Origin of the sequence: Sphingomonas oleivorans (assembly GCF_003050615.1) — a bacterium.
GTDB lineage: Bacteria > Pseudomonadota > Alphaproteobacteria > Sphingomonadales > Sphingomonadaceae > Sphingomonas_H > Sphingomonas_H oleivorans.
The window spans coordinates 40,786-60,770 of record NZ_NWBU01000018.1 but is presented as its reverse complement, the minus strand read 5'-3'; the positions used below and the strand labels follow the sequence as shown (position 1 = coordinate 60,770).

At 66.3% G+C, this 19,985-nt stretch carries 23 protein-coding genes; 9 read left to right on the top strand and 14 right to left on the bottom strand.

All coding sequences use genetic code 11. From position 1 onward, the window contains the following. Positions 1 to 44 precede the first annotated feature (44 nt). The 3 genes from CLG96_RS17605 to CLG96_RS17595 are packed head-to-tail and all read right to left on the bottom strand — an operon-like array spanning position 45 to position 2,550. Entirely contained in the window at positions 45 to 389 is a 345-nt protein-coding gene (locus tag CLG96_RS17605; protein ID WP_107970295.1) for a 2Fe-2S iron-sulfur cluster-binding protein, read from the bottom strand. Further along, positions 386 to 1,540 (bottom strand): cysteine desulfurase family protein, encoded by a 1,155-nt coding sequence (locus CLG96_RS17600; RefSeq protein WP_107970018.1) that lies wholly within the window; start codon positions 1,538 to 1,540, stop codon positions 386 to 388. The genes CLG96_RS17605 and CLG96_RS17600 overlap by 4 nt, the downstream gene beginning before the upstream one ends. Then, entirely contained in the window at positions 1,498 to 2,550 is a 1,053-nt protein-coding gene (locus CLG96_RS17595; RefSeq protein ID WP_107970016.1) for a cysteine desulfurase family protein, read from the bottom strand. The genes CLG96_RS17600 and CLG96_RS17595 overlap by 43 nt, the downstream gene beginning before the upstream one ends. Positions 2,551 to 2,651: 101 nt before the next feature. On the opposite strand from CLG96_RS17595, the gene CLG96_RS17590 reads away from it, so the two are divergent. After that, positions 2,652 to 3,299 (top strand): alpha/beta hydrolase, encoded by a 648-nt coding sequence (locus tag CLG96_RS17590; RefSeq protein WP_107970014.1) that lies wholly within the window; start codon positions 2,652 to 2,654, stop codon positions 3,297 to 3,299. A gap of 175 nt (positions 3,300 to 3,474) precedes the next feature. Here CLG96_RS17590 and CLG96_RS18875 read toward each other — a convergent pair whose 3' ends face one another. The 4 genes from CLG96_RS18875 to petA all read right to left on the bottom strand — a co-directional run bounded on the left by CLG96_RS18875 (position 3,475) and on the right by petA (position 6,477). Beyond that, the gene (locus CLG96_RS18875; RefSeq protein ID WP_165799697.1) at positions 3,475 to 3,645 is read right to left on the bottom strand and encodes a hypothetical protein; all 171 of its coding nucleotides are present in this window, start codon (positions 3,643 to 3,645) and stop codon (positions 3,475 to 3,477) included. A 96-nt stretch (positions 3,646 to 3,741) separates the two neighbouring features. After that, positions 3,742 to 4,563, bottom strand: a complete 822-nt coding sequence (locus CLG96_RS17585) for a cytochrome c1 (protein WP_107970012.1) — start codon at positions 4,561 to 4,563, stop codon at positions 3,742 to 3,744. A 22-nt stretch (positions 4,564 to 4,585) separates the two neighbouring features. Then, a complete protein-coding gene (locus CLG96_RS17580) occupies positions 4,586 to 5,872 on the bottom strand; it encodes a cytochrome b (RefSeq protein WP_107970010.1) in 1,287 nt (428 codons plus the stop codon). An 11-nt stretch (positions 5,873 to 5,883) separates the two neighbouring features. Further along, entirely contained in the window at positions 5,884 to 6,477 is a 594-nt protein-coding gene (gene petA / locus CLG96_RS17575) for a ubiquinol-cytochrome c reductase iron-sulfur subunit (RefSeq protein ID WP_107970008.1), read from the bottom strand. A 210-nt stretch (positions 6,478 to 6,687) separates the two neighbouring features. Between petA and CLG96_RS17570 the strand changes: the two genes are divergently transcribed. The 3 genes from CLG96_RS17570 to CLG96_RS17560 all read left to right on the top strand — a co-directional run bounded on the left by CLG96_RS17570 (position 6,688) and on the right by CLG96_RS17560 (position 8,655). Beyond that, positions 6,688 to 7,137 carry a tRNA (cytidine(34)-2'-O)-methyltransferase gene (locus CLG96_RS17570; protein WP_107970006.1) on the top strand — a complete coding sequence of 150 codons (450 nt, stop codon included), beginning with the start codon at positions 6,688 to 6,690 and terminating at the stop codon, positions 7,135 to 7,137. After that, complete coding sequence (hemF, locus tag CLG96_RS17565; RefSeq protein WP_207796746.1) at positions 7,134 to 7,994, top strand: oxygen-dependent coproporphyrinogen oxidase; 861 nt, start codon at positions 7,134 to 7,136, stop codon at positions 7,992 to 7,994. The genes CLG96_RS17570 and hemF overlap by 4 nt, the downstream gene beginning before the upstream one ends. Before the next feature lie 67 nt (positions 7,995 to 8,061). Further along, positions 8,062 to 8,655, top strand: a complete 594-nt coding sequence (locus CLG96_RS17560) for a GNAT family N-acetyltransferase (protein WP_107970004.1) — start codon at positions 8,062 to 8,064, stop codon at positions 8,653 to 8,655. On the opposite strand, the gene CLG96_RS17555 is transcribed toward CLG96_RS17560, so the two are convergent. After that, complete coding sequence (locus CLG96_RS17555; protein WP_133175419.1) at positions 8,625 to 9,422, bottom strand: hypothetical protein; 798 nt, start codon at positions 9,420 to 9,422, stop codon at positions 8,625 to 8,627. The genes CLG96_RS17560 and CLG96_RS17555 overlap by 31 nt on opposite strands. A 98-nt stretch (positions 9,423 to 9,520) precedes the next feature. Between CLG96_RS17555 and lipB the strand changes: the two genes are divergently transcribed. The 3 genes from lipB (at position 9,521) to CLG96_RS17540 (ending at position 11,375) form a co-directional block, all read left to right on the top strand. Beyond that, the gene (gene lipB, locus CLG96_RS17550; RefSeq protein WP_107970000.1) at positions 9,521 to 10,174 is read left to right on the top strand and encodes a lipoyl(octanoyl) transferase LipB; all 654 of its coding nucleotides are present in this window, start codon (positions 9,521 to 9,523) and stop codon (positions 10,172 to 10,174) included. 95 nt (positions 10,175 to 10,269) lie between these two features. Next, positions 10,270 to 10,494, top strand: a complete 225-nt coding sequence (locus tag CLG96_RS17545; protein ID WP_107969998.1) for a hypothetical protein — start codon at positions 10,270 to 10,272, stop codon at positions 10,492 to 10,494. A gap of 215 nt (positions 10,495 to 10,709) precedes the next feature. Continuing rightward, positions 10,710 to 11,375, top strand: coding sequence for a hypothetical protein (locus CLG96_RS17540; RefSeq protein WP_107969996.1), 666 nt, complete (start codon positions 10,710 to 10,712; stop codon positions 11,373 to 11,375). A 36-nt stretch (positions 11,376 to 11,411) separates the two neighbouring features. Here the strand turns inward: CLG96_RS17540 and queE are convergent, their stop codons facing one another. The 6 genes from queE to CLG96_RS17510 form a co-directional block, all read right to left on the bottom strand. Next, complete coding sequence (queE, locus tag CLG96_RS17535; RefSeq protein ID WP_107969994.1) at positions 11,412 to 12,059, bottom strand: 7-carboxy-7-deazaguanine synthase; 648 nt, start codon at positions 12,057 to 12,059, stop codon at positions 11,412 to 11,414. Continuing rightward, positions 12,059 to 12,766 carry a 7-cyano-7-deazaguanine synthase QueC gene (queC, locus tag CLG96_RS17530; RefSeq protein WP_107969992.1) on the bottom strand — a complete coding sequence of 236 codons (708 nt, stop codon included), beginning with the start codon at positions 12,764 to 12,766 and terminating at the stop codon, positions 12,059 to 12,061. Before queC ends, queE begins: the two co-directional genes overlap by 1 nt. Before the next feature lie 232 nt (positions 12,767 to 12,998). Continuing rightward, positions 12,999 to 13,913 (bottom strand): Hsp33 family molecular chaperone HslO, encoded by a 915-nt coding sequence (gene hslO / locus CLG96_RS17525; RefSeq protein WP_107969990.1) that lies wholly within the window; start codon positions 13,911 to 13,913, stop codon positions 12,999 to 13,001. Between the two features lie 106 nt (positions 13,914 to 14,019). Next, positions 14,020 to 14,949, bottom strand: coding sequence for an ornithine carbamoyltransferase (gene argF, locus CLG96_RS17520; RefSeq protein ID WP_107970291.1), 930 nt, complete (start codon positions 14,947 to 14,949; stop codon positions 14,020 to 14,022). Then, the gene (locus CLG96_RS17515) at positions 14,949 to 16,136 is read right to left on the bottom strand and encodes an aspartate aminotransferase family protein (RefSeq protein WP_107969988.1); all 1,188 of its coding nucleotides are present in this window, start codon (positions 16,134 to 16,136) and stop codon (positions 14,949 to 14,951) included. Before CLG96_RS17515 ends, argF begins: the two co-directional genes overlap by 1 nt. 131 nt (positions 16,137 to 16,267) lie before the next feature. Further along, on the bottom strand, positions 16,268 to 17,095 hold the full coding sequence (locus CLG96_RS17510) for an ABC transporter permease (protein ID WP_107969986.1): 828 nt from the start codon (positions 17,093 to 17,095) through the stop codon (positions 16,268 to 16,270). A gap of 71 nt (positions 17,096 to 17,166) precedes the next feature. Between CLG96_RS17510 and CLG96_RS17505 the strand changes: the two genes are divergently transcribed. After that, the gene (locus CLG96_RS17505) at positions 17,167 to 17,832 is read left to right on the top strand and encodes a GcrA family cell cycle regulator (RefSeq protein WP_107969984.1); all 666 of its coding nucleotides are present in this window, start codon (positions 17,167 to 17,169) and stop codon (positions 17,830 to 17,832) included. A gap of 108 nt (positions 17,833 to 17,940) precedes the next feature. Continuing rightward, entirely contained in the window at positions 17,941 to 19,917 is a 1,977-nt protein-coding gene (parE, locus tag CLG96_RS17500; RefSeq protein WP_107969982.1) for a DNA topoisomerase IV subunit B, read from the top strand. Positions 19,918 to 19,985 lie beyond the last annotated feature (68 nt).

The window sequence follows — 19,985 nt, the reverse complement described above, 5'->3', positions numbered from 1 at the left end:
GGGGAAGTTTGCGCCGAAGCGCAACAGCCCGCTGCCGGAGACGCTCAGCGCCCCTGCATGTTGCGCGCATCGGGCGGTATGCGCACCGTCAGCGAATCGATCCCTTCCAGCCGGATCTGGCAGGCGAGGCGCGAGGTGCGCGTCACATGCGCGGCGAGATCGAGCAGATCCTCCTCCTCCTCGCTCGCCGGGGGCAGCTTCGCGAAATCGGCGGGATCGACGATCACATGGCAGGTGGAACAGGCCATCTGCCCCTCGCACGTCCCTTCCAGCGGCTGATCCGCGCCCTGCGCGACATCGAGCAGCCGATCACCCTCGCCCGCCGTCACATCCCTTATGTCGTGGCCGTCGGCGGCCACGAAGCGCACCCTGATCGTCTTTTGCGTCATGCCCATTCCCGCTGGCGCGCCGCCGCCTTCGCGATCGCGCCCAGACCCTGTTCCAGTTCGTCCATCGTCGTATAGCGGCCGAAGCCCAGCCGGATGCTGGAACGCGCCGCGCTATCGCTCAGGCCCAATGCGCTCAGCACATGGCTCAGCCGGCCTGATCCGCTGGCGCAGGCCGATCCCGCCGAAAAGACGATGTCGCGCAGTTCGGAGATCAGCCGCGCCGCATCCACGCCCTCCCGCCATATGTTGAGATTGCCGCGATAGCGCCGATCGGGGCTGCCGTTGAGCGTCCAGCCCTCGCCGAGCAATTCCCAGCCGCGCGTCCAGAGCGCGGCGACATGCGCCGCATCCGCTTGCCCTCGCTCCGCGAGCAGCGCCGCCGCCGCGCCGAAGCCCGCGCAGAGCGCCGGCGAGAGCGTTCCCGAGCGCAAGCCCGCCTGCTGCCCGCCGCCGAACAGCAAGGGCGGCAGATCGATGCCGTCGCGCAGCCACAGCGCGCCGATCCCCTTCGGCCCATGCACCTTATGCGCGGAGATGGCGACCATGTCGCAGGCATCAAGCGGCACGGGCACGCGGCCATAGGCCTGCACCGCATCGCAGAAGAAGAGCGCGCCCGCTTCATGCGCCAGCGCCGCCAGCGCCTCGACCGGCTGGATCACGCCGATCTCATTATTGACCAGCATCGCGGCGACCAGCGCCGTATCGCCGTCGATCGCGGCCGCCGCCGCCTCCAGATCGACCAGCCCTTCCGCATCGACCGGCAGGATAATGAGCTCGCCGCCCCACGCCGCCACGGCCCGCGCCGTATCGAGCACGCAGGCATGTTCGGTGGCGATGGTGACGATGCGCCCACGCCGGCCCCGGAGCGCGCCCTGAATGGCCCAATTGGCCGATTCGGTGGCGCCCGAGGTGAAGATCAGCCGGCCCGCCTCATGGCCCTGCCCCAGCGCCGCCGAGACGCGCGCCGCCGCCACCTCGACCGCCGCTGCCGCCTCGCGCCCCATGCGGTGCGGCGAATGGGGATTGCCGAACTTCTCAGTGAGGAAGGGCAGCATCGCCGCGCGCGCCTCGGGCGCCAGCGGGGTCGTCGCCTGATAATCGAGATAGATCATGCCGCGCGCGCCCGCGCCCGATCGGCCATGCGCGTCCATTCGGCGACGAAACGATCGACGGCCGTCATGTCCGTATTCGCGCCGAAGCTGACGCGCACCACCTCGCGTGCCGCCATCTCGTCCCAGCCCATGGCGGCGAGGACATGGCTCGGCTTCAGGCTGCCCGAGGAACAGGCGCTGCCCGCCGAAACGGCGATGCCCGCCGCGTCGAACTGGATCAGCTGCGCCGCCGCCGGCACGCCCGGCATGCGATAGGAGCCGATCTCCGCAAGGCGCGGCGATCCATCCGCCACGACCATGCCGCCGCCCGCGCGAATCACCGCATCGAGCCGGTCGCGCAGTGCCGCCATATGATCGCGAGCCCCCCGCGCCTCCAGCGCTGCCGCGAAGCCGATCGCGGCCGGCAGATTTTCGGTGCCCGCGCGATAGCCCTGCTCCTGCCCGCCGGAGGGCGTAAGCGTCGCCAGATCGCGCACCAGCAACGCGCCGATCCCCGGTGGCCCGCCCAGCTTGTGCGCCGAAACCGCGATGAAATCCGCGTCCGGCAGCGGCAGCTTGCCCGCCGACTGGGCGCAGTCCGCCAGCAGCAGCCCGCCCGCCGCGCGCACGGCCCCGGCAATGGCTTCCAGCGGCTGGATCACTCCCGTCTCATTATTGACCGCCTGCACCGCGACGAGCGCGCCCGCCGGCACATCGCCGAGCAGTATCAGCCCGTCTGCGCCCACCGGCACGGGTGCGGCATCCTTCGCGACGCGGCGCACCGCATCATGCTCAACGGTCGAAATGCGCCGTTCGCCCGCCTTCGCCCGGCCGAGCGCGATCGCCAGCGCCTCGCTCGCTCCGCTGGTGAAGATCAGCGCGCCCTGCCAGCCGAGCGCCGCCACGATCCGCGCGCGCGCCTCCTCCAGCGCGGCGCGCGCCGCGCGTCCCTCGCGATGCGGCGAGGAGGGATTGGCCCAGCGGCCGAGCGCATCCGCCATGGCTTCGCGCGCCGCCGGCAGCATGGGCGTCGTCGCGGCATGATCGAGATAGAGGCGTGGGTTCAGCAAAGCGTCTCCAAAGTTGCGCAAAAGGCGCGGCTTTCTATATAGGCTGCCGATCCCGCGAGCGCCAACCGGCGCGCGCGTAACCCATTCCGTCAGCAGGTGCGATGCCAGAAGTCATCTTCCCCGGCCCCGAAGGTCGCCTCGAAGGCCGTTTCAATCCTGGGCCCCGGCCCCGCGCTCCGGTCGCGATGATCCTCCATCCGCATCCCCAGGCCGGCGGCACGATGAACAACCGCATCGTCCAGGCGCTGTACCAGACGTTCGTCCGGCGCGGCTTCGCCACGCTGCGCTTCAATTTCCGCGGCGTCGGCAAGTCGCAGGGCGCGTTCGACAATGGCGTGGGCGAATTGTCCGACGCCGCCTCGGCGCTCGACTGGGTGCAGTCGATCCATCCCGAGGCGCAGACCACCTGGATCGCGGGCGTCAGCTTCGGCGCCTGGATCGGCATGCAGCTTCTCATGCGCCGGCCGGAGATCAAGGGCTTCATCTCGATCGCTCCGCCGGCCAACATGTATGATTTCACCTTCCTCGCCCCCTGCCCCTCCTCGGGCATCATCATCCAGGGCGAGGCGGACGAGGTGGTGACGCCGTCCGCGGTGCAGAAGCTGGTCGACAAGCTGCGTACCCAGCGCCACATCACCATCCACCACGACACCATCCCCGGCGCCAACCATTTCTTCGAGCATGAGATGCCGCAGCTCATGAAATCGGTGGACGATTATCTCGACATGCGGCTCGCCGGCGACCGCTGAAGCTTCGAAGCCCTCTCCCCACCATAGGGAGAGGGCTTTTTCTGCCCTACCGAAGCTATCATCGCTCCTGCGGAGGCAGGGACGAGGATAAAATCCTCTCCGCTGGACTGGATCACCGCGCTCGGGCTGAGCGCGGTCGGGTGAAAACGCTCTAAAATGGCCCAAATGCCGAGCCTCACACCGGCATCGCCCAGATCACCACATTGAAGACGATCACCGCCGCCGCGACAAGCATCAGCACGCCGCGGCGCCGATCCTGCGCGGTCGCGATCAGCCGGCCGCCGCCGAGCGCGAGCGCGAGCGCCGCGATCATCGCGATCGAGAGGATGATGGGAGATGCCTGCATGATCTTTTCCGTTTCCGTCTGATTTGCCGTCCCGAAAGGGAAAGGGCGGGAACGGCCTTGCCGCCCCGCCCCCCTGTTCATGCCCGATCAGCGCGATCAGTGCTTCTGGTCGGCCCAGATGTTCCGATAGGAAAGATAGGCCAGCGTCGTCGCGATGATCAGGAAGATGACGACCGCGACACCCGTGCGATGGCGGTTCTCCAGCTTGGGCTCCGCCGTCCAGACGAGGAAGGCCGAGACGTCGGTCGCCATCTGGTCGACGCTCGCGCTGGTGCCGTCGGCATAGCTGACCTGGCCGTCGGCGACGAGCGGCGGCGGCATGGCGATATTCAGGTTCGCGAAATAGGGATTGTAATAGAGGCTCGGTCCCGGGCGCGCATCCGCGGGCAGGTCCGCCGGCGGATCGCGATAGCCGGTCAGCAGCGAATGGACATAAGGGGCACCGCCCTCGCGCGCCTTGGCCATCAGCGAGAGATCCGGCGGCAGCGCATTATTGTTCGCGGCGCGCGCGGCGGTCTCATTGGCATAGGGGCTCGGGAAATAGTCGGACGGCATCGCCTTGCGCGTCGTCGCCTCGCCCGTGTCGGGGTTGATCGCGGGAACCTCGATCGCCCACTGATTGGCGATCGCCTTCACCTCCGGCTTGGTGAAGCCGATGCCTTCCAGATCGCGGAACGCCACGAAGCGCAGCGAATGGCAGGCGGCGCAGACTTCCTTATAGACTTGGAAGCCGCGCTGGAGCTGCTGCCGGTCGAACTTGCCGAGCGGGCCGTCGCTCGCAAGCTTGAGCGCTTTCGGATGGAGGTGGAATTTGTGCGCCACCGTTTCCTCCGCCGCCTCGCGCGGCACGAGGAAGGCGGTCAGCAGCGCCAGGACGAAGACCAGGCCTATCAGGAAGGCGCCGAAACGGACGACCATCTATCCAAACTCCCCCTGAAGCTCAGGCCTGCACGCCGATCGGCGCGGCTTCCGCCTTTTCGCCGTGCAACACCGATTCGGAGATCGAGTTGGGCAGCGGCAAAGGCTTTTCGACGCGCGAGACGATCGGCAGGATGATGAGAAAATGGGCGAAATAATAAGCCGCGGCGAACTGGCTGATGCGCACCCAGGGTTCTTCGGCCGGCATCACGCCGCAATAGCCGAGCACCAGCACGTCGAGCACGAGCAGCCAGAAGAACTTTCTGTAGAGCGGGCGATAATTGGCCGAGCGGACCGGCGAGGCATCGAGCCAGGGCAGCACGAACAGCAGCGCGATCGCCGAGAACATCGCCACCACGCCCCACAGCTTCGCCGGGATCCAGAAGAAGTTGACGGTGAAGGCGCGCAGGATCGCGTAGAAGGGCCAGAAATACCATTCGGGCACGATATGCGCGGGCGTCGAGAGCGGGTTGGCCGGGATATAATTGTCGGCATGGCCCAGCGCATTGGGCGCGAAAAACAGCATCAGCGAGAAGGCCGTCAGGAACACGCCCAACCCGAAGCCGTCCTTGGCGGTGTAATAAGGATGGAAGGGCACCGTATCCTGCGGCCCCTTCACATCCACGCCGGTCGGGTTGTTGGAGCCGGGAATGTGCAGCGCCCAGATATGGAGCACGACCACGCCCGCGATCACGAACGGCAGCAGATAGTGGAGCGAGAAGAAGCGGTTGAGCGCGGCATTGTCCGGCGCGAAGCCGCCGAGCAACCAGACGCGGATCGGCTCGCCCACCACGGGGATGGCGGAGAAGAAACCGGTGATCACCTGCGCGCCCCAGAAGCTCATTTGCCCCCAGGGCAGCACATAGCCCATGAAGGCGGTCGCCATCATCAGCAGGAAGATGACCACGCCGAGCAGCCACACCATCTCGCGCGGCGCCTTGTAGGATCCGTAATAAAGGCCGCGGAAGATGTGGAGATAGACGACGATGAAGAAGAAGCTCGCGCCATTGGCGTGCGCATAGCGCAGCAGCCAGCCCGAATTCACGTCGCGCATGATGCTTTCGACCGACTGGAAGGCGATGTCGCCATGCGCGGCATAATGCATCGCCAATATGATGCCGGTGATGATCTGGATGGCGAGCGCGGCGCCCGCCAGCACGCCGAAATTCCAGAAATAATTGAGGTTGCGCGGCACGGGATAGCCCGCACCGATCGCATTATAGACCAGACGCGGCAGCGGCAGGCGGCTGTCGATCCACTTGGTCAGCGGATGTTTCGGCGCATAATGCTCAGCCCAGGGAAAGCTCATCTCTGTCTACCTCAGCCGATCTGCACGACGGTGTCGGATTTGAAGGCATATTCGGGAACCTGAAGGTTCAGCGGCGCCGGCCCCTTCCGGACACGCGCGGCCGTATCGTAATGCGATCCATGGCAGGGACAGAAATAGCCACCGAAATCACCCTTGGCCTCGCCCTCGCCCGCGCCGAGCGGCACGCAACCGAGATGGGTGCAGACGCCCAGCGTGATGAGCCAGTTGATATGGCCTTCCTTGGTGCGATCGGCCAGCGTCTGCGGATCGCGCAGCGCGGAAAGCGGGACGGCATTGGCCTCCCCTATCTCCTTCGGCGTCAGGTTGCGGATGAAGACGGGCTGCTTACGCCACATCGTCTTGATCGCCTGGCCGGGCGCGATCTTGGACAGGTCCACCTCGATCGAGGCGAGCGCCAGCACGTCGGCCGAAGGGTTCATCTGGTTGACGAGCGGGATCAGCACCGTGGCCGCGCCCACGCCCGCGAAGCTCAAGGCGGCGATATTGATGAAGTCGCGGCGACGAACCCCGTCTCCGGCCTCCTCGGCCGGGCCGGTCAGCGGCGGCTGCTGAGTGGGATTTTCAACATAATCAGGCGTTGCCATCTCGCATCCCTTGGGCTGGTACCCGTGTCCCCACGCGAACCCGAAAGGCGGAGCGTCCCCTCCCATATCCCCCCGGCATCACGCATCCGTCATGTTCCCTGACAGTTTAGTCCGGTGAATAACCTTGCAACAGCGAATTTGCCAACTGCAATTTGCACGCGCAAGCCATTGCCAAAGGCCCGCGAAGCGCGCGGCCCCACAAGGATTTTCATGCGAATTGCCCTTTATCAGCCCGACATCGCCGGCAATGTCGGCACGATCCTGCGCCTCGGCGCCTGCTTCGGCGTGGCCACGGACATAATCGAACCATGCGGTTTTCCCTTCTCCGAACGCGCCCTGCGTCGTTCCGCCATGGATTATGCGGCGGCCGCGATGGTGGCGCGTCATGCCGACTGGGCCGCCTTCCTCGCCGCGCGGCAGGGCCGCATCATCCTGTTCACGACGCGGGGGGAGACGCGGCTGCCCGACATGGCGTTCCACGCCGACGATCATCTCCTGTTCGGCTCGGAAAGCGCCGGCGTGCCCGGCTTCGTCCATGAGGCGGCGGACGTCACCGTGCGCATTCCGATCGCGGAGGGATTGCGATCCTTGAATATTGCCGTCGCGGCGGGCATCGCGCTCGGCGAAGCGACACGGCAGACGGAAGGATGGCCGACATGAGCTCGACCATATTTGAGCTGGACGAGGAACAGCAGGCGGCACGGACATGGTTCGAATCGCTGCGCACGCGCATCTGCGCCGCCTTCGAGGCGATCGAGCATGATGCCGGCAGCGATGCGCGGTTCGACTATGTCGCCTGGGACCGCGAGGACCATAATGGCGCGGCCGAAGGCGGCGGCGGGGGCGTGCGCGCCGTGATGAAGGGGCGCGTGTTCGAAAAAGTGGGCGTCAACGTCTCCACCGTCCATGGCGCCTTCTCGCCCGATTTCGCCCGCACCATCCATGGCGCGGAAAGCGATCCCAATTTCTTCGCGACCGGCATCAGCCTTGTCGCGCACATGGCCAATCCGCATGTTCCCGCCGTCCATATGAACACGCGCTTCCTGGTGACGACGAAGCGCTGGTTCGGCGGCGGGGCGGATCTCAACCCGCCCATTCCCGATGATCGCGACACGGCCGATTTCCATGCCGCGCTGAAGGCCGCCTGCGACGCGCACGATCCCGAACATTATCCGCGCTTCAAGGCCTGGGCGGACGATTATTTCTACATTCCCCACCGCAAGGTGCATCGCGGCGTGGGCGGCATATTCTACGATCATCTGGAGGGCGATTTCGCCGCCAATTTCGCCTTCACCCGCGCGGTCGGCGAGGCGTTCCTGGATATTTTCCCGAAGATCGTGCGCCGCCGGATGAACGATCATGCGACCGAGGCGGATCGGGCGCGGATGCTCGCCTGGCGCGGCCGCTATGCCGAATTCAACCTCGTCTATGATCGCGGCACGCTGTTCGGGCTCAAGACCGGCGGCAATGTCGATGCGATATTGATGAGCCTGCCTCCGGTGGCGACATGGGAATGAAAGCCCCGTCGCCAATCGCCGCACCGACCTTCACCCACTGCCTCGTTTGAACGGTAACAGCCAGATCATGCCCCTTCAGCCCGTAGCCGCCGGCGAGATCGCCACGATCGTCACTTCGCTCGAAATGACGAGCCCGCCGCGCCCGCGCGCCCTGCCCGCCTCGCCGCTCAGCCTCGTGCGCTGGCTCGCGCCGAAGCTCGATCGCTATCGCGCATTGTTCCGCCGGGTCGGCGCGCCCTGGCTGTGGTTTTCGCGGCTGGCGATGGATGACGCCACCCTGTCCGCCATTCTCGACGATCCGGCGGTCGAGCTTTCGGTGGTGGTAGACCGGCAGGGAATCGAGCTCGGCATGCTGGAGCTGGACTTTCGCCAGCCAGGCCTGTGCGAGCTTGCCTATTTCGGGCTGGTGCCGGAACTGGCCGGCCAGGGCCATGGCCGCTGGCTGATGGGCCATGCGCTGGCACAGGCCTGGCGCAAGGGCATAGAGCGCGTCTGGGTGCATACCTGCACGCTCGATCATCCGTCCGCGCTCAACTTCTATCGCGCGCAGGGCTTCACCCCTTATGATCGGGCGATCGAGACCTTCCCCGATCCGCGCCTGATCGGCCTGCTGCCGCGCGACACCGCGCCTCAGATCCCGCTGCTCGATCCGGCGAGCTGACGGTAGACCGCCGCGAGGATGATGTAGAAGGCCGCGCTGATCACGGCATTGAGCAGTGCGGACGAAAGGGCGACGATCGCCATGCCGAGTTGGCCGGCCCCGAGGCCCCGGCCAAGCAGGAAGGCGATCAGCCCCGTCACCGACTGCACCGCGAACAGCAGCAGGATGGCCACAATCATCATCAGCAGCAGCATTCCCAGCAGCCGCCAGAAATGCCCCTTGGCGAGCATGAAGCTTTCGCGCAGCGCCGCGAGCGGGCCCAGCGGCCGATCCACCACCAGCGGCGTGAGCAGCACCAGGCGCACCACGATATAGCTGAGCCCGCCGAACATCAGCAGCGTGACCAGCGGCGACAATGCCGTCGGGGCCGCACCGAAGATCAGCGCCAGAAAGGCCGCCAGCAGCGAGGCGAGGCTGATCGCCACGATCGCGACGAAGCCCGCCAGCAGCGTCGCCGCCAGCACCACCCATAGCCGCGCGGCGGCGATGCGCAGCGCCTCGGCCACGCTGATATTGGGAATCAGCGCCATCGCGCTGATCGCAAGGCCACCTATGATGTTGATCAGCATCACCGGCAGGATCCAGAGCATCCAGGGCCGGAATGCCATTGCGGCACCAGGCTGCATCGCCTCGGCCGGCATGCTGAGCTGGAAAACCATGGCGGGCAGGCCGATGAACGCCAGCGCGACGGGCAGCACCAGCCGCCATTCGCGCTTCGCGAACGCCTGCGACCATTGCATTGCGTCTCCGATCGAAAGCCTTACCACTCACCGTCTCCTGTCGAGGCGGCTTATTGCCCGTGGCGGCGCCGGGACGCAACGCCCCCATCTTGCAACCGCCTGCGCTCCGCCGCACATCGCGCTTCATGTCCGCAGACGAAATCGAATGGCGCGTCTCGCCCGCCCCCGTCCCCTATCCCGAAGCGCTGGCCGCGATGGAGGCGCGCGCGCTTGCCATCCGCGAGGAAGGCGCGCCGGAGCTGGTTTGGCTGCTCGAACATCCGCCGCTCTACACCGCCGGCACCAGCGCCGCGGCTGAGGAGCTGCTGCTGCCCGATCGTTTCCCGGTCTATCCCACGGGGCGCGGCGGGCGGTACACCTATCATGGCCCCGGCCAGCGCGTCGGCTATCTGCTGCTCGATCTCGATCGGCGGGGGCGCGACGTGCGCCGTTTCGTCGCCTCGCTGGAACAATGGCTGATCGATACGCTCGCCGATCTCGGCGTGTCCGCGCGCCAGGCACCGGGCCGGATCGGCATTTGGGTGGACGAGGCCGATGGCCGCGAGGCCAAGATCGGGGCGATCGGCGTGCGCGTGCGAAAATGGGTGACGCTCCACGGCTTCGCGCTCAACGTCGATCCCGATCTGAGCCATTTTTCGGGAATTATACCCTGTGGCCTTTCTCAATATCCGGTCACCAGCCTCGCCCGGCTCGGCCGGACGCAAGACATGGCCGCCGTGGATTCTGTTCTATATCAACATTTTAACGCGTTTCTGGACGCTCTTTGTGCAGTGCGGTGAACTCTTGAGGCATTGGAGCTTTCTGCTAAGTTCCATGGTGATTTGGGAAATAAGGGCCACAACCCGGTCCAAATCGATATCTAGGGAGTCTGGACATGCGTGACCTTTTCAAGAAGCTGACGGCTGTTTCTCTGGTCGCCGGCGCGGCGCTGATGGTTTCGGCGTGCGGCGGCACCCCCGAAACCGCGAACACCACGGACAATACGGCGATGACCGACATGAACGCGATGGCGCCGATGGAAGGCTCCATGAACGACATGACCGCCGTCGACATGGGCAATGACATGGACGAAATGGACAACGCCTCCAACGCCATGTGATTTTCCGCGGGGAAAAACACCCCACACAGGAAGGGCCGTCCGGGCGACCGGACGGCCCTTTTCCATTCCGTCGGAAGCCCTCCGCCCGATCCGCCGCTCCTTGCGGCGAATGTCCTGCCCGGGCCACCGCATCCTGCTAGGATATCAGGGTTTTTTCTCTTTGTCTTCGGCACGTCGGGAGACTATTCGGTAGGACAATATGGGGAGGTACGTTGATGGCGTTTCGATCGCATCGCCTGCTGGGTTTGATTGCGCTGGCCGGGGTTGCGACCGCTGGTTTCGCGGAGCAGGCGTCAGCCTATCTCTTCTGGTCCCGGCCCAATTTCGCCGGCGCGCCCGTACGGGGCGACGAGCCGGGAATAGCGCTCCCCATGCCGGGCGCGACGCCCAAGGAGGTGCAGGCGGGGCTGCTGTGGAATCTGCGCGCCGGGCTCAATGTCGCGGCGCTCCAATGCCAGTTCGCGCCCGCGCTGATGACGGTGCGCAATTATAATAATCTGCTCAGCCAGCATGCGCGCGAGCTGAACGACGCCTATGGGGCGATCACCGGCTATTTCAAGCGCACCACGCCCAAGGGCTGGCAGGTGGCGCTCGATCAATACACCACCAAGACCTATAACAGCTTCTCGACGCTCCATGCCCAGCGCGGCTTCTGCGAAGTGGCGGGCGAGCTCGGCCGCGACGGCCTGTCCCGGCCGAAGGGCAAGTTCCACGAGACGGCCATCACCCGCATGCGCGAGTTCCGCAACAGCCTGGTCCCCCGGCGCGACCTGTTCTTCGTCGATCGCGAGCTTGCCGCCCGGACCAACCTGCTGCCGCTCGACCCCACATGCTGGGACAAGAAGAACCGGCTGGTGAAGCGCTGCCGGCCGGCCGCCTGAGGCTCCGGCCCACAACCCCAAGGGCTGGGCCAGCCTTCAGCGCACGCCGATCAGCTTATGGCTCTGGATCGAGAGCCGCCAGCGCGGATGGCGCAGGACGAAATCGATGCACGCCTCCTGCGTGGCTTGAAGCGCAGGGCCGTCCATCGGCTGGACGAGGAAATGGTCGAAATTCCATGCTTCCATCGCCCTGAAATCGAGCCCCGGCTGCGGCCAGACCATCTTCAGCTCATTGCCGCTGCGCTGGACGATCTCCGTGCCCCTTTTGGGGCTGACGCAGATCCAGTCGATCCCCTCGGGCGCCGCGATGGTGCCGTTGGTCTCGATCGCGATGCGAAAGCCGCGCGCCTTCAGCGCATCGATCAGCGGCGCATCGAGCTGGAGCAGCGGCTCGCCCCCCGTCAGCACGATCAGCGCATGACCCGCCTCGTCCTCCAGCCGCTCGCCCCACAGCGCGGCGGCCTTCTTCGCCAGCGCAGCGGCGTCGGGATAGCGGCCGCCATTGTCGCCGTCCGTGCCGACGAAATCCGTGTCGCAGAAGGTGCATTGCGCCGTCGCCCGGTCCTGCTCGCGGCCGGACCAGAGATTGCAGCCGGCGAATCGCAGGAAGACGGCGCGCCGCCCGATCTGCAATCCTTCGCCCTGCAACGTCAGGAACATTTCCTTGACGGCATAGCCGGCCATCAGGCCGCCTCCTCCGGCCGCACCGCATAGCGCGTCGGATCGGGAAGCCCAGCCTCCTTATAGCCCCGCGAACGCAGCCGGCAGCTATCGCAGCGCCCGCAATGGAGCCCGTCCGCCGGATCATAGCAGGACCAGCTCATCCCCGCATCCAGCCCCAGCCGGTCCGCCTCGCGCGCGATATCCGCCTTGCTCATATATTGGAGCGGCGTGTGAACGGTGAAGCCATTGCCCTCCACCCCCGCCTTGGTGGCGAGATCGGCCATGGCCTGGAAAGCGGCGATGAATTCGGGCCGGCAATCGGGATAGCCCGAATAATCGAGCGCATTGACGCCGATGAACAGATCGCGCGCGCCGCTCGCCTCGGCGAAGCCCAAAGTGAGCGAGAGGAAGATGGTGTTGCGCGCAGGCACATAGGTGGTCGGGATGCCGGGGGTCAGGCCCTCCTTGGGGACCGCCATGTCGGACGTCAGCGCCGATCCGCCGAACAGAGTGAGGTCGAGCGGCAGCACGATGTGCCGCTCCACCCCCAGCGCCTCGGCAATGCGCGCGGCGGACGCCAGCTCGACGGCATGGCGCTGATTATAGTTGATCGTGAGCGCGAGCAGGCCATAGCCCGCCTCGCGCGCGAGGCCGGCCGCGACCATCGAATCGAGCCCGCCCGACAGCAGCACGACCGCCTTCCGGCCGTTGGTGACGATATGAGACATTGCGCCTGCGCGCCTATGCCATTTCGGCCCGAATTGAAAGCGGGAGGCGAAGAAGGCGCAGGCGAGCCCCTAAGAACGGGCCGCCCATAAGGCGGCAAGCCTCCTAAAAACGGGGCCGCCCATAAGGCGGCCCAGTGCGGCCGATACCGGCCCTGATCTAGGGAGGAAAGCGTGCCAAGCTGGGCACGCATACTGGCTAGCACAACCATGCTAAACCGGCGCTTAACAAAGATCAGGCGGCAAGCTCCGCAATCGCGATCGAGTAGCGCCGCGAGCAGAATTCGCAATCGACATGGATCAGCCCGTCCTCATCCGCCATCTCGGCCTGCTCCTCCGCCGGGAAGCGCGCGATCACGTTGCGGACATGCTCGGCATTGCAGCGGCAGCCCTTGGCGAGGCGCGATTTGGGCAGCACGCGCACCTCGCTCTCCTCGTTGAACAGCCGCCAGACGACCTGTTCCAGCGGCAGCTCCGGATCGGTGATCTCATCGAGCGTCAGCGTCTGGCCGAGTATCGCCACATGCTCCCATTCGGGATGGTCGAGCCTGGTATGCAGCCGCTCGCGCCCCTCCTCGCCCTCGGGCAGATGCTGGATCATGATCCCGCCAGCGACATGGCCGGCATCGCCATTGTCGACGACGGCGACACGCACCAGGCTGGGTATCTGCTCGGACTGCGCGAAATAGCTTTGCGCCGCCTCGGCGAGCGATGAGCCCTCCAACGGCACGATCCCCTGATAGCGCTCGCCCGACACTGCCTGGTCGAAGGTGATCGCCAGATAGCCCTTGCCGAACAGCGCGAAGAGCGAGGGATCGACCGGCGCCTCGGCCAGCCGCTCCGGATCGTGACGCACATAGCCGCGCATCTGCCCGCCCTTATAATCGCAGACCAGGAGGTCGATCACGCCGCCCTCGGTCTGCGCCTGGAGCGTCAGCTGACCGTTCGCATCCTTCAGCAGCGTGCCGAACAGCGCGGTCAGCACCAGCGCCTCGGCGAGCACCTTCTCGATCGCGGGCGGATAGCCATGCGAGGACAGGATCGCGTCCAGCGCCGGCCCCATACGTACCAGCCGGCCGCGCGCATGCCGGCCCGGAATGGTGAAGCCGAGCGCCACGTCCACGGCGTCATTATGTTCCAGATCGCTCATTCGATATCCTTCGGCAGTCCGGCGAGGGCCGGACTCTCCCCGCCCATGTCGGAACGACAGCGGGGAGAGTCCAGCCTTTACCGAAACGACCTGCCGCGCCCCGCCTTCAGCCGATCAGCCCGAAGCACCAGAGAAGCACGGATTTCTGGGCGTGAAGGCGGTTTTCCGCCTCATCCCAGATGGCGGATTGCGGCCCGTCGATCACGGCCTCCACCACTTCCTCGCCACGATGCGCGGGCAGGCAGTGGAGGAAGGTCGCGTCCGGCGCGGCGGCGGCCATGATCTCCGGCGTCACCTGATAGGGCATCATCGCCGCGAGCTTCTCCTCGGCATGCTCCTGCCCCATCGAGATCCAGGTGTCGGTGACGACCACGTCCGCGTCCGCCGCCGCATGCGCCGCGTCGCGCACGATCGTCACGCTCGCGCCGCGCTTCAGCGCCGCCTCCATCACCTCCATCGAGGGATCATAGCCCGCAGGACAGCCGATCGCGACCTCGAAGCCGAGCAGGCTGCCCGCCTCGATGATCGAATGGAGCACATTATTGCCGTCGCCGAGCCATGCCCAGCGCGATCCGGGCAGCGCCTTGCCCCGCTCGATCACGGTCAGCAGATCCGCCATGATCTGGCAGGGATGGCTGCGGTCGGTCAGCCCGTTGATCACCGGCACGGTCGCATGGCGCGCCATTTCGATGATCTTCGCATGATCGTCGGTGCGGATCATGATCGCATCGACGAAGCGGGACAGGACGCGCGCCGTATCGGCCACCGTCTCGCCGCGGCCGAGCTGCATCGATCCCGCATCCATCACGATGGTGGTGCCGCCGAGCTGGCGCATCGCCATGTCGAAGGAGACGCGGGTGCGCGTCGAATTCTTCTCGAAGATCATCGCCAGCGTGCGGCCGGCGAGCGGCGCGTCCGCATCCGCCCGGCCCTTCGGCCAATCCTTCCGCGCCGCCTTGCGGTCGAGCGCGTCGTTCAGCATCGCCGCCATCGCATCCCCGCCGGCATCGGCGAGGTCCAGGAAATGCCGCACCATCATGCCGCCGCCGGGCTATAGTCCCGGGCCCCTGCGGAAAGCTTCTCGATAAATTCGGCGATATGGCTCTCTTCGATGTTGAGCGGCGGCAGGACGCGCACGACATTGTCGCCCGCCGCCACCGTCAGCAGGCCATGCTTGTCGCGCAGATGCGCCACGAAGGCGCGGCTGTCGCTCTTGAGCTTGACGCCGAGCATCAGGCCCATGCCCCGCACGCTTTCGAACAGATGGTCATGATTGGGGAGGAGCTGTTCGAGCGCCTGGCGCAGCCGTTCGCCCGTCTGCCGGACATTGGCGAGGAATTCGTCGTTCGCCACCACGTCCAGCACCGCATTGGCCGCCGCCATGGCGAGCGGATTGCCGCCATAGGTGGAGCCATGCGTGCCGATCACCATGCCCTTGGCCGCTTCCTCGGTGGCGAGGCAGGCGCCGAGCGGGAAGCCGCCGCCAATGCCCTTGGCCACCGCCATGATATCCGGCGTGATGCCATATTGCTCATAGGCGAAGAAGGTGCCGGTGCGCGCATAGCCGCACTGCACCTCGTCGAGGATCAGCAGCATGCCATGCTCGTCCGCCAGCTTGCGCAGGCCCGTCAGAAACTCCGGCGTCGCGGGCAGGATGCCGCCCTCGCCCTGGATCGGCTCGATCAGGAAGCCCGCCGCGTCCGGCCCGATCGCCGCTTCCGCCGCCGCCAGATCGTTGAACGGCACCACGTCGAAACCCGGCAACAGCGGCTCGAAGCCGTCGCGCATCTTGGGCTGGTTGGTGGCCGAGATGGTGCCCAGCGTCCGCCCGTGGAAGGCGTTGGCGAAGCTGATGATCCGGTGCCGCTCGGGCTGACCGTTGACATAATGGTAGCGCCGCGCGGTCTTGATCGCGCATTCCACCGCTTCCGCGCCCGAATTGGTGAAGAAGACGGTATCGGCGAAGGTCAGGTCGACCAGCCGCTTCGCCACCTTCTCGCCCTGCGGGCTGCCATAAAGGTTGGAAACATGCATCAAGGTCGCGGCCTGCTCCGCGATCGCCTTCACCAGCACGGGATGGCCGTGGCCGAGCAGATTGACCGCGATGCCGCTGGCGAAATCGAGATAGCGTTCCCCGCGCTCGCCGATCAGATAGGCCCCCTCGCCTCGCACCGGACGCACGTCACACCGCGGGTAGACGGGCATGAGCGGCGTTATGGTCATCGAAACGGCTCCCTTCTCGAACGCTAGGTAGAAACAACTCCGGAAACGCAAAAAGGCGGCCATCCCGGCCGCCTGTCGGAGCGCGCATATAGGGGGTCCGGCCGGACCGCGTCAATCAGGCGCGACGCCTGTCAGTTCTTGAGCTTCCAGCCCTTGGCCAGCAGCTGATAGCAAGCCGTGCCGAGCAGGATGTTCACCACCAGCAGCGCGACGGCGCCCACGCCAAGCGGCGAGTCGCTCGTGCCGAGAAAGCCGTAGCGAAAGCCCGATATGACGTAGAAGAAGGGGTTCAGATGGCTGAGATCGCGGAACACGCCGTGCAGGCTCTCGATCGAATAGAAGGTGCCGGAGAGCAATGACAGCGGCTGCACCACGAAATTGGTGACGGCGGCGGCATGATCGAACTTGTCCGCCCAGATCGAGGTGAGCAGCCCCAGAAAGGAGAGCATCGCCGCCCCCATCAAGCCGAACCAGAGGACCGCCCAGAAATGGCGCGGCAGCACGTCCACGCCCGGCCAGAAGCTCATCGCCACCCACAGCGCCAGCCCCACCAGAACGGCGCGCGTCATCGCGGCCCCCACCAGCCCCACCAGCAGCTCGCCGGTCGACAGCGGCGGCATCAGATAATCGACGATCGTGCCCTGCATCTTGCCGACCAGCAGCGAGAAGCTCGCATTGGCGAAGGCATTCTGCATCATGCCCATCACGATCAGGCCCGGCGCCACGAAATTGGCGAACTGATGGCCCATGATCGTCCGCCCGCCGCCGCCCAGCGCCACCGAAAAGATCAGCAGGAACAGCAATGTCGTCAGCGCCGGCGCCCATATGGTCTGCAGTTGCACCTTGAAGAAACGGCGCACCTCCTTCACATAGAGGGCTCGCATCCCCCCCCAGTTGACGAACGGGATCACCGGCTCGCCGGGGGCGGTACGCACGAATTGATGTGGCTGGTCGGTCATGGGTTGTCGCCTATCGGCTGCCGCCCCGGCCCGCAAGCCGCAACGACGAGAAGGCAAGGACTGAGACAGGAATGGCCTGGACGGACGAACGGATCGAGCAACTGAAGAAGCTCTGGGAGGCGGGCAATACCGCGAGCCAGATCGCCGAGGAACTGGGCGGGGTGAGCCGCAACGCCGTGATCGGCAAGGCGCACCGGCTGGGCCTGCAGTCGCGCCCCTCCCCGGTGCGCTCGGGCGAGGCGGCGCCGGCCGCTCCCGCCGAGCCGGCCGCGCCGCCACCCCCTGCGCCCACGCCTGCGCCCGTTCAGGCGGAACGGCCTGCCCCGCCAGCGCCCAGGCCCGCGCCGGAGCCTGCTCCGCGCCCCGTGCCCGTCGCGGCGGCACCCGCCGAACCAGCGCAACCCGCAGTCCGCTCGATCGGTCCGGGCGGCTTCCAGCGCCAGAATCCGGGCGAGCAGCAGCTCCCCATCCCGCCCGCGCCGCCGCGCCGCCTCGTCCCCGCCAAGCCGTCCGCCGACATGGCCGGCAAGACGACGCTGCTCGAACTTTCGGACCGCATCTGCAAATGGCCGATCGGCCATCCGGGCGAGCCCGATTTCCATTTCTGCGGCGATCCGATCAATCCCGGCTTCCCTTATTGCCTGGAACATTGCTCGGTCGCCTATCAGGCGCAGCTTCCCCGGCGCGATCGCCGTCCGCCGCCGCCGCTGCCCTTCGGCGGCCCGCGCGTCCGCTGATCCGCTCCGCCTCATGAGCCTGCCGGCCGGGCGCGTCTCCGCACGCGTCCGGCCTTGTTGCATCTCCGCCCCTCCCCTTTCCCGTCCGCGCCGTTATAACCGATCGTCATGAGCGATCTTTTTTCCGCGCCCACGCCCGACAGCAGCAATTACGACGCCTCCTCGATCGAGGTGCTCGAAGGGCTCGAGCCGGTTCGCCGCCGGCCGGGCATGTATATTGGCGGCACGGACGAGCGCGCCTTCCACCATCTCGCCGCCGAAGTGCTGGACAATGCGATGGACGAGGCGGTGGCCGGCCATGCCAGCCGGATCGAGGTCGCGCTCGGGCCGGGCAACCGCCTGACCATCACCGACAATGGCCGCGGCATCCCGATCGACGCCCATCCCAAATTTCCGGGCAAGTCCGCGCTGGAGGTGATCCTCACCACGCTCCATTCGGGCGGCAAGTTCAGCGACAAGGCCTATGCCACCTCGGGCGGCCTCCATGGCGTCGGCATCAGCGTGGTCAATGCGCTCTCCTCCGACACGATCGTGGAAGTGGCGCGTAACCGCGAGCTATATCGACAGACTTTTGCCAAAGGCCATCCCACCTCGAAGCTTGAAAAGCTGGGTGCCGCACCCAATCGGCGTGGCACCAGCGTTGCCTTCACCCCCGATCCGGAGATTTTCGGCGAGGCGATGCGCTTCCGCCCGGCACGGCTCCACCGCCTCGCCCGGTCCAAGGCCTATCTCTATGCCGGCGTCGAAATCCGCTGGCGCTGCGACCCCGCGCTCATCAGCGACGACACGCCCGCCGAGGCGAGCTTCCAGTTTCCCGGCGGCCTATCCGATCATCTGCGCGAGCAGCTTGCCGCGCGCGAGTGCGCCACCGCCGAATTCTTCTCCGGCCGGCAGGAATTTCCCGGCACCGCGGGCTCGGTCGAATGGGCGGTCGCCTGGCCGCTCTGGTCGGAAGGGTCTTACAGCTATTATTGCAACACCATCCCCACGCCCGATGGCGGCACGCATGAACAGGGCCTGCGCGCCGCGCTGGTGAAGGGCATCCGCGCCTTCGCCGATCTGGTCGGGCAAAAGAAGGCGAAGGACATAGCGCCCGAGGATGTGATGACGGGATCCGAGCTGATGCTCTCCCTCTTCATCCGCGATCCGCAGTTTCAGAGCCAGACCAAGGATCGGCTGACCAGCCCCGAGGCCGCGCGCCTCGTCGAAAATGCGGTGCGCGACCATTTCGATCATTTCCTGTCGGACAATATGGATCGCGGCCGCGCGCTGCTCGGTTTCGTGCTCGACCGGATGGACGAGCGGCTGCGCCGCAAGGCCGAGCGCGATGTCAAGCGCAAGACCGCGACCAGCGCGCGCAAGCTGCGCCTGCCCGGCAAGCTCACCGACTGCGCGAACGACGATGCGGCCGGCACCGAGCTTTTCATCGTCGAAGGCGACAGCGCCGGCGGATCGGCCAAGCAGGCGCGCGACCGCAAGACGCAGGCGATCCTCCCGATCCGCGGCAAGATCCTCAACGTCGCCTCAGCGAACAGCGCCAAGATATTGGCGAACCAGGAAATCGCCGATCTGATCCAGGCACTCGGCTGCGGCACGCGCGAACGCTGCGACGCCTCCCAGCTCCGCTATGACCGTATCGTCATCATGACCGATGCGGACGTCGACGGCGCGCATATCGCGACGCTGCTGATGACCTTCTTCTTCCAGGAGATGCCCGATATCGTCCGGCGCGGGCATCTCTATCTCGCCCAGCCGCCGCTCTACCGGCTGACCGCGAACAACAAGAGCGTCTATGCGCGCGACGACGCGCATCGCGCCGAGATCGAGCGTACCATCCTCAAGGGCAAGAAGGTCGAGGTCGCCCGCTTCAAGGGGCTCGGCGAGATGAACCCGCAGCAATTGCGCGAGACCACCATGGATCCCAACACGCGCACGATGATCCGCATCACGCTTCCCACCGAATATGAGGAACGCGCGCTGACCCGCGATCTGGTCGAGCGGCTGATGGGCAAGCATCCCGAGCATCGCTTCGCCTTCATCCAGGCCAATGCCGCCCAGCTCGACGAGGAGGCGATCGACGCCTGACGCGCTGCCCGCCGCCGCGCTTCGCCCCGTGGCGCGGGAATCGTTTCATCCATTAGACTTTGTGCCAT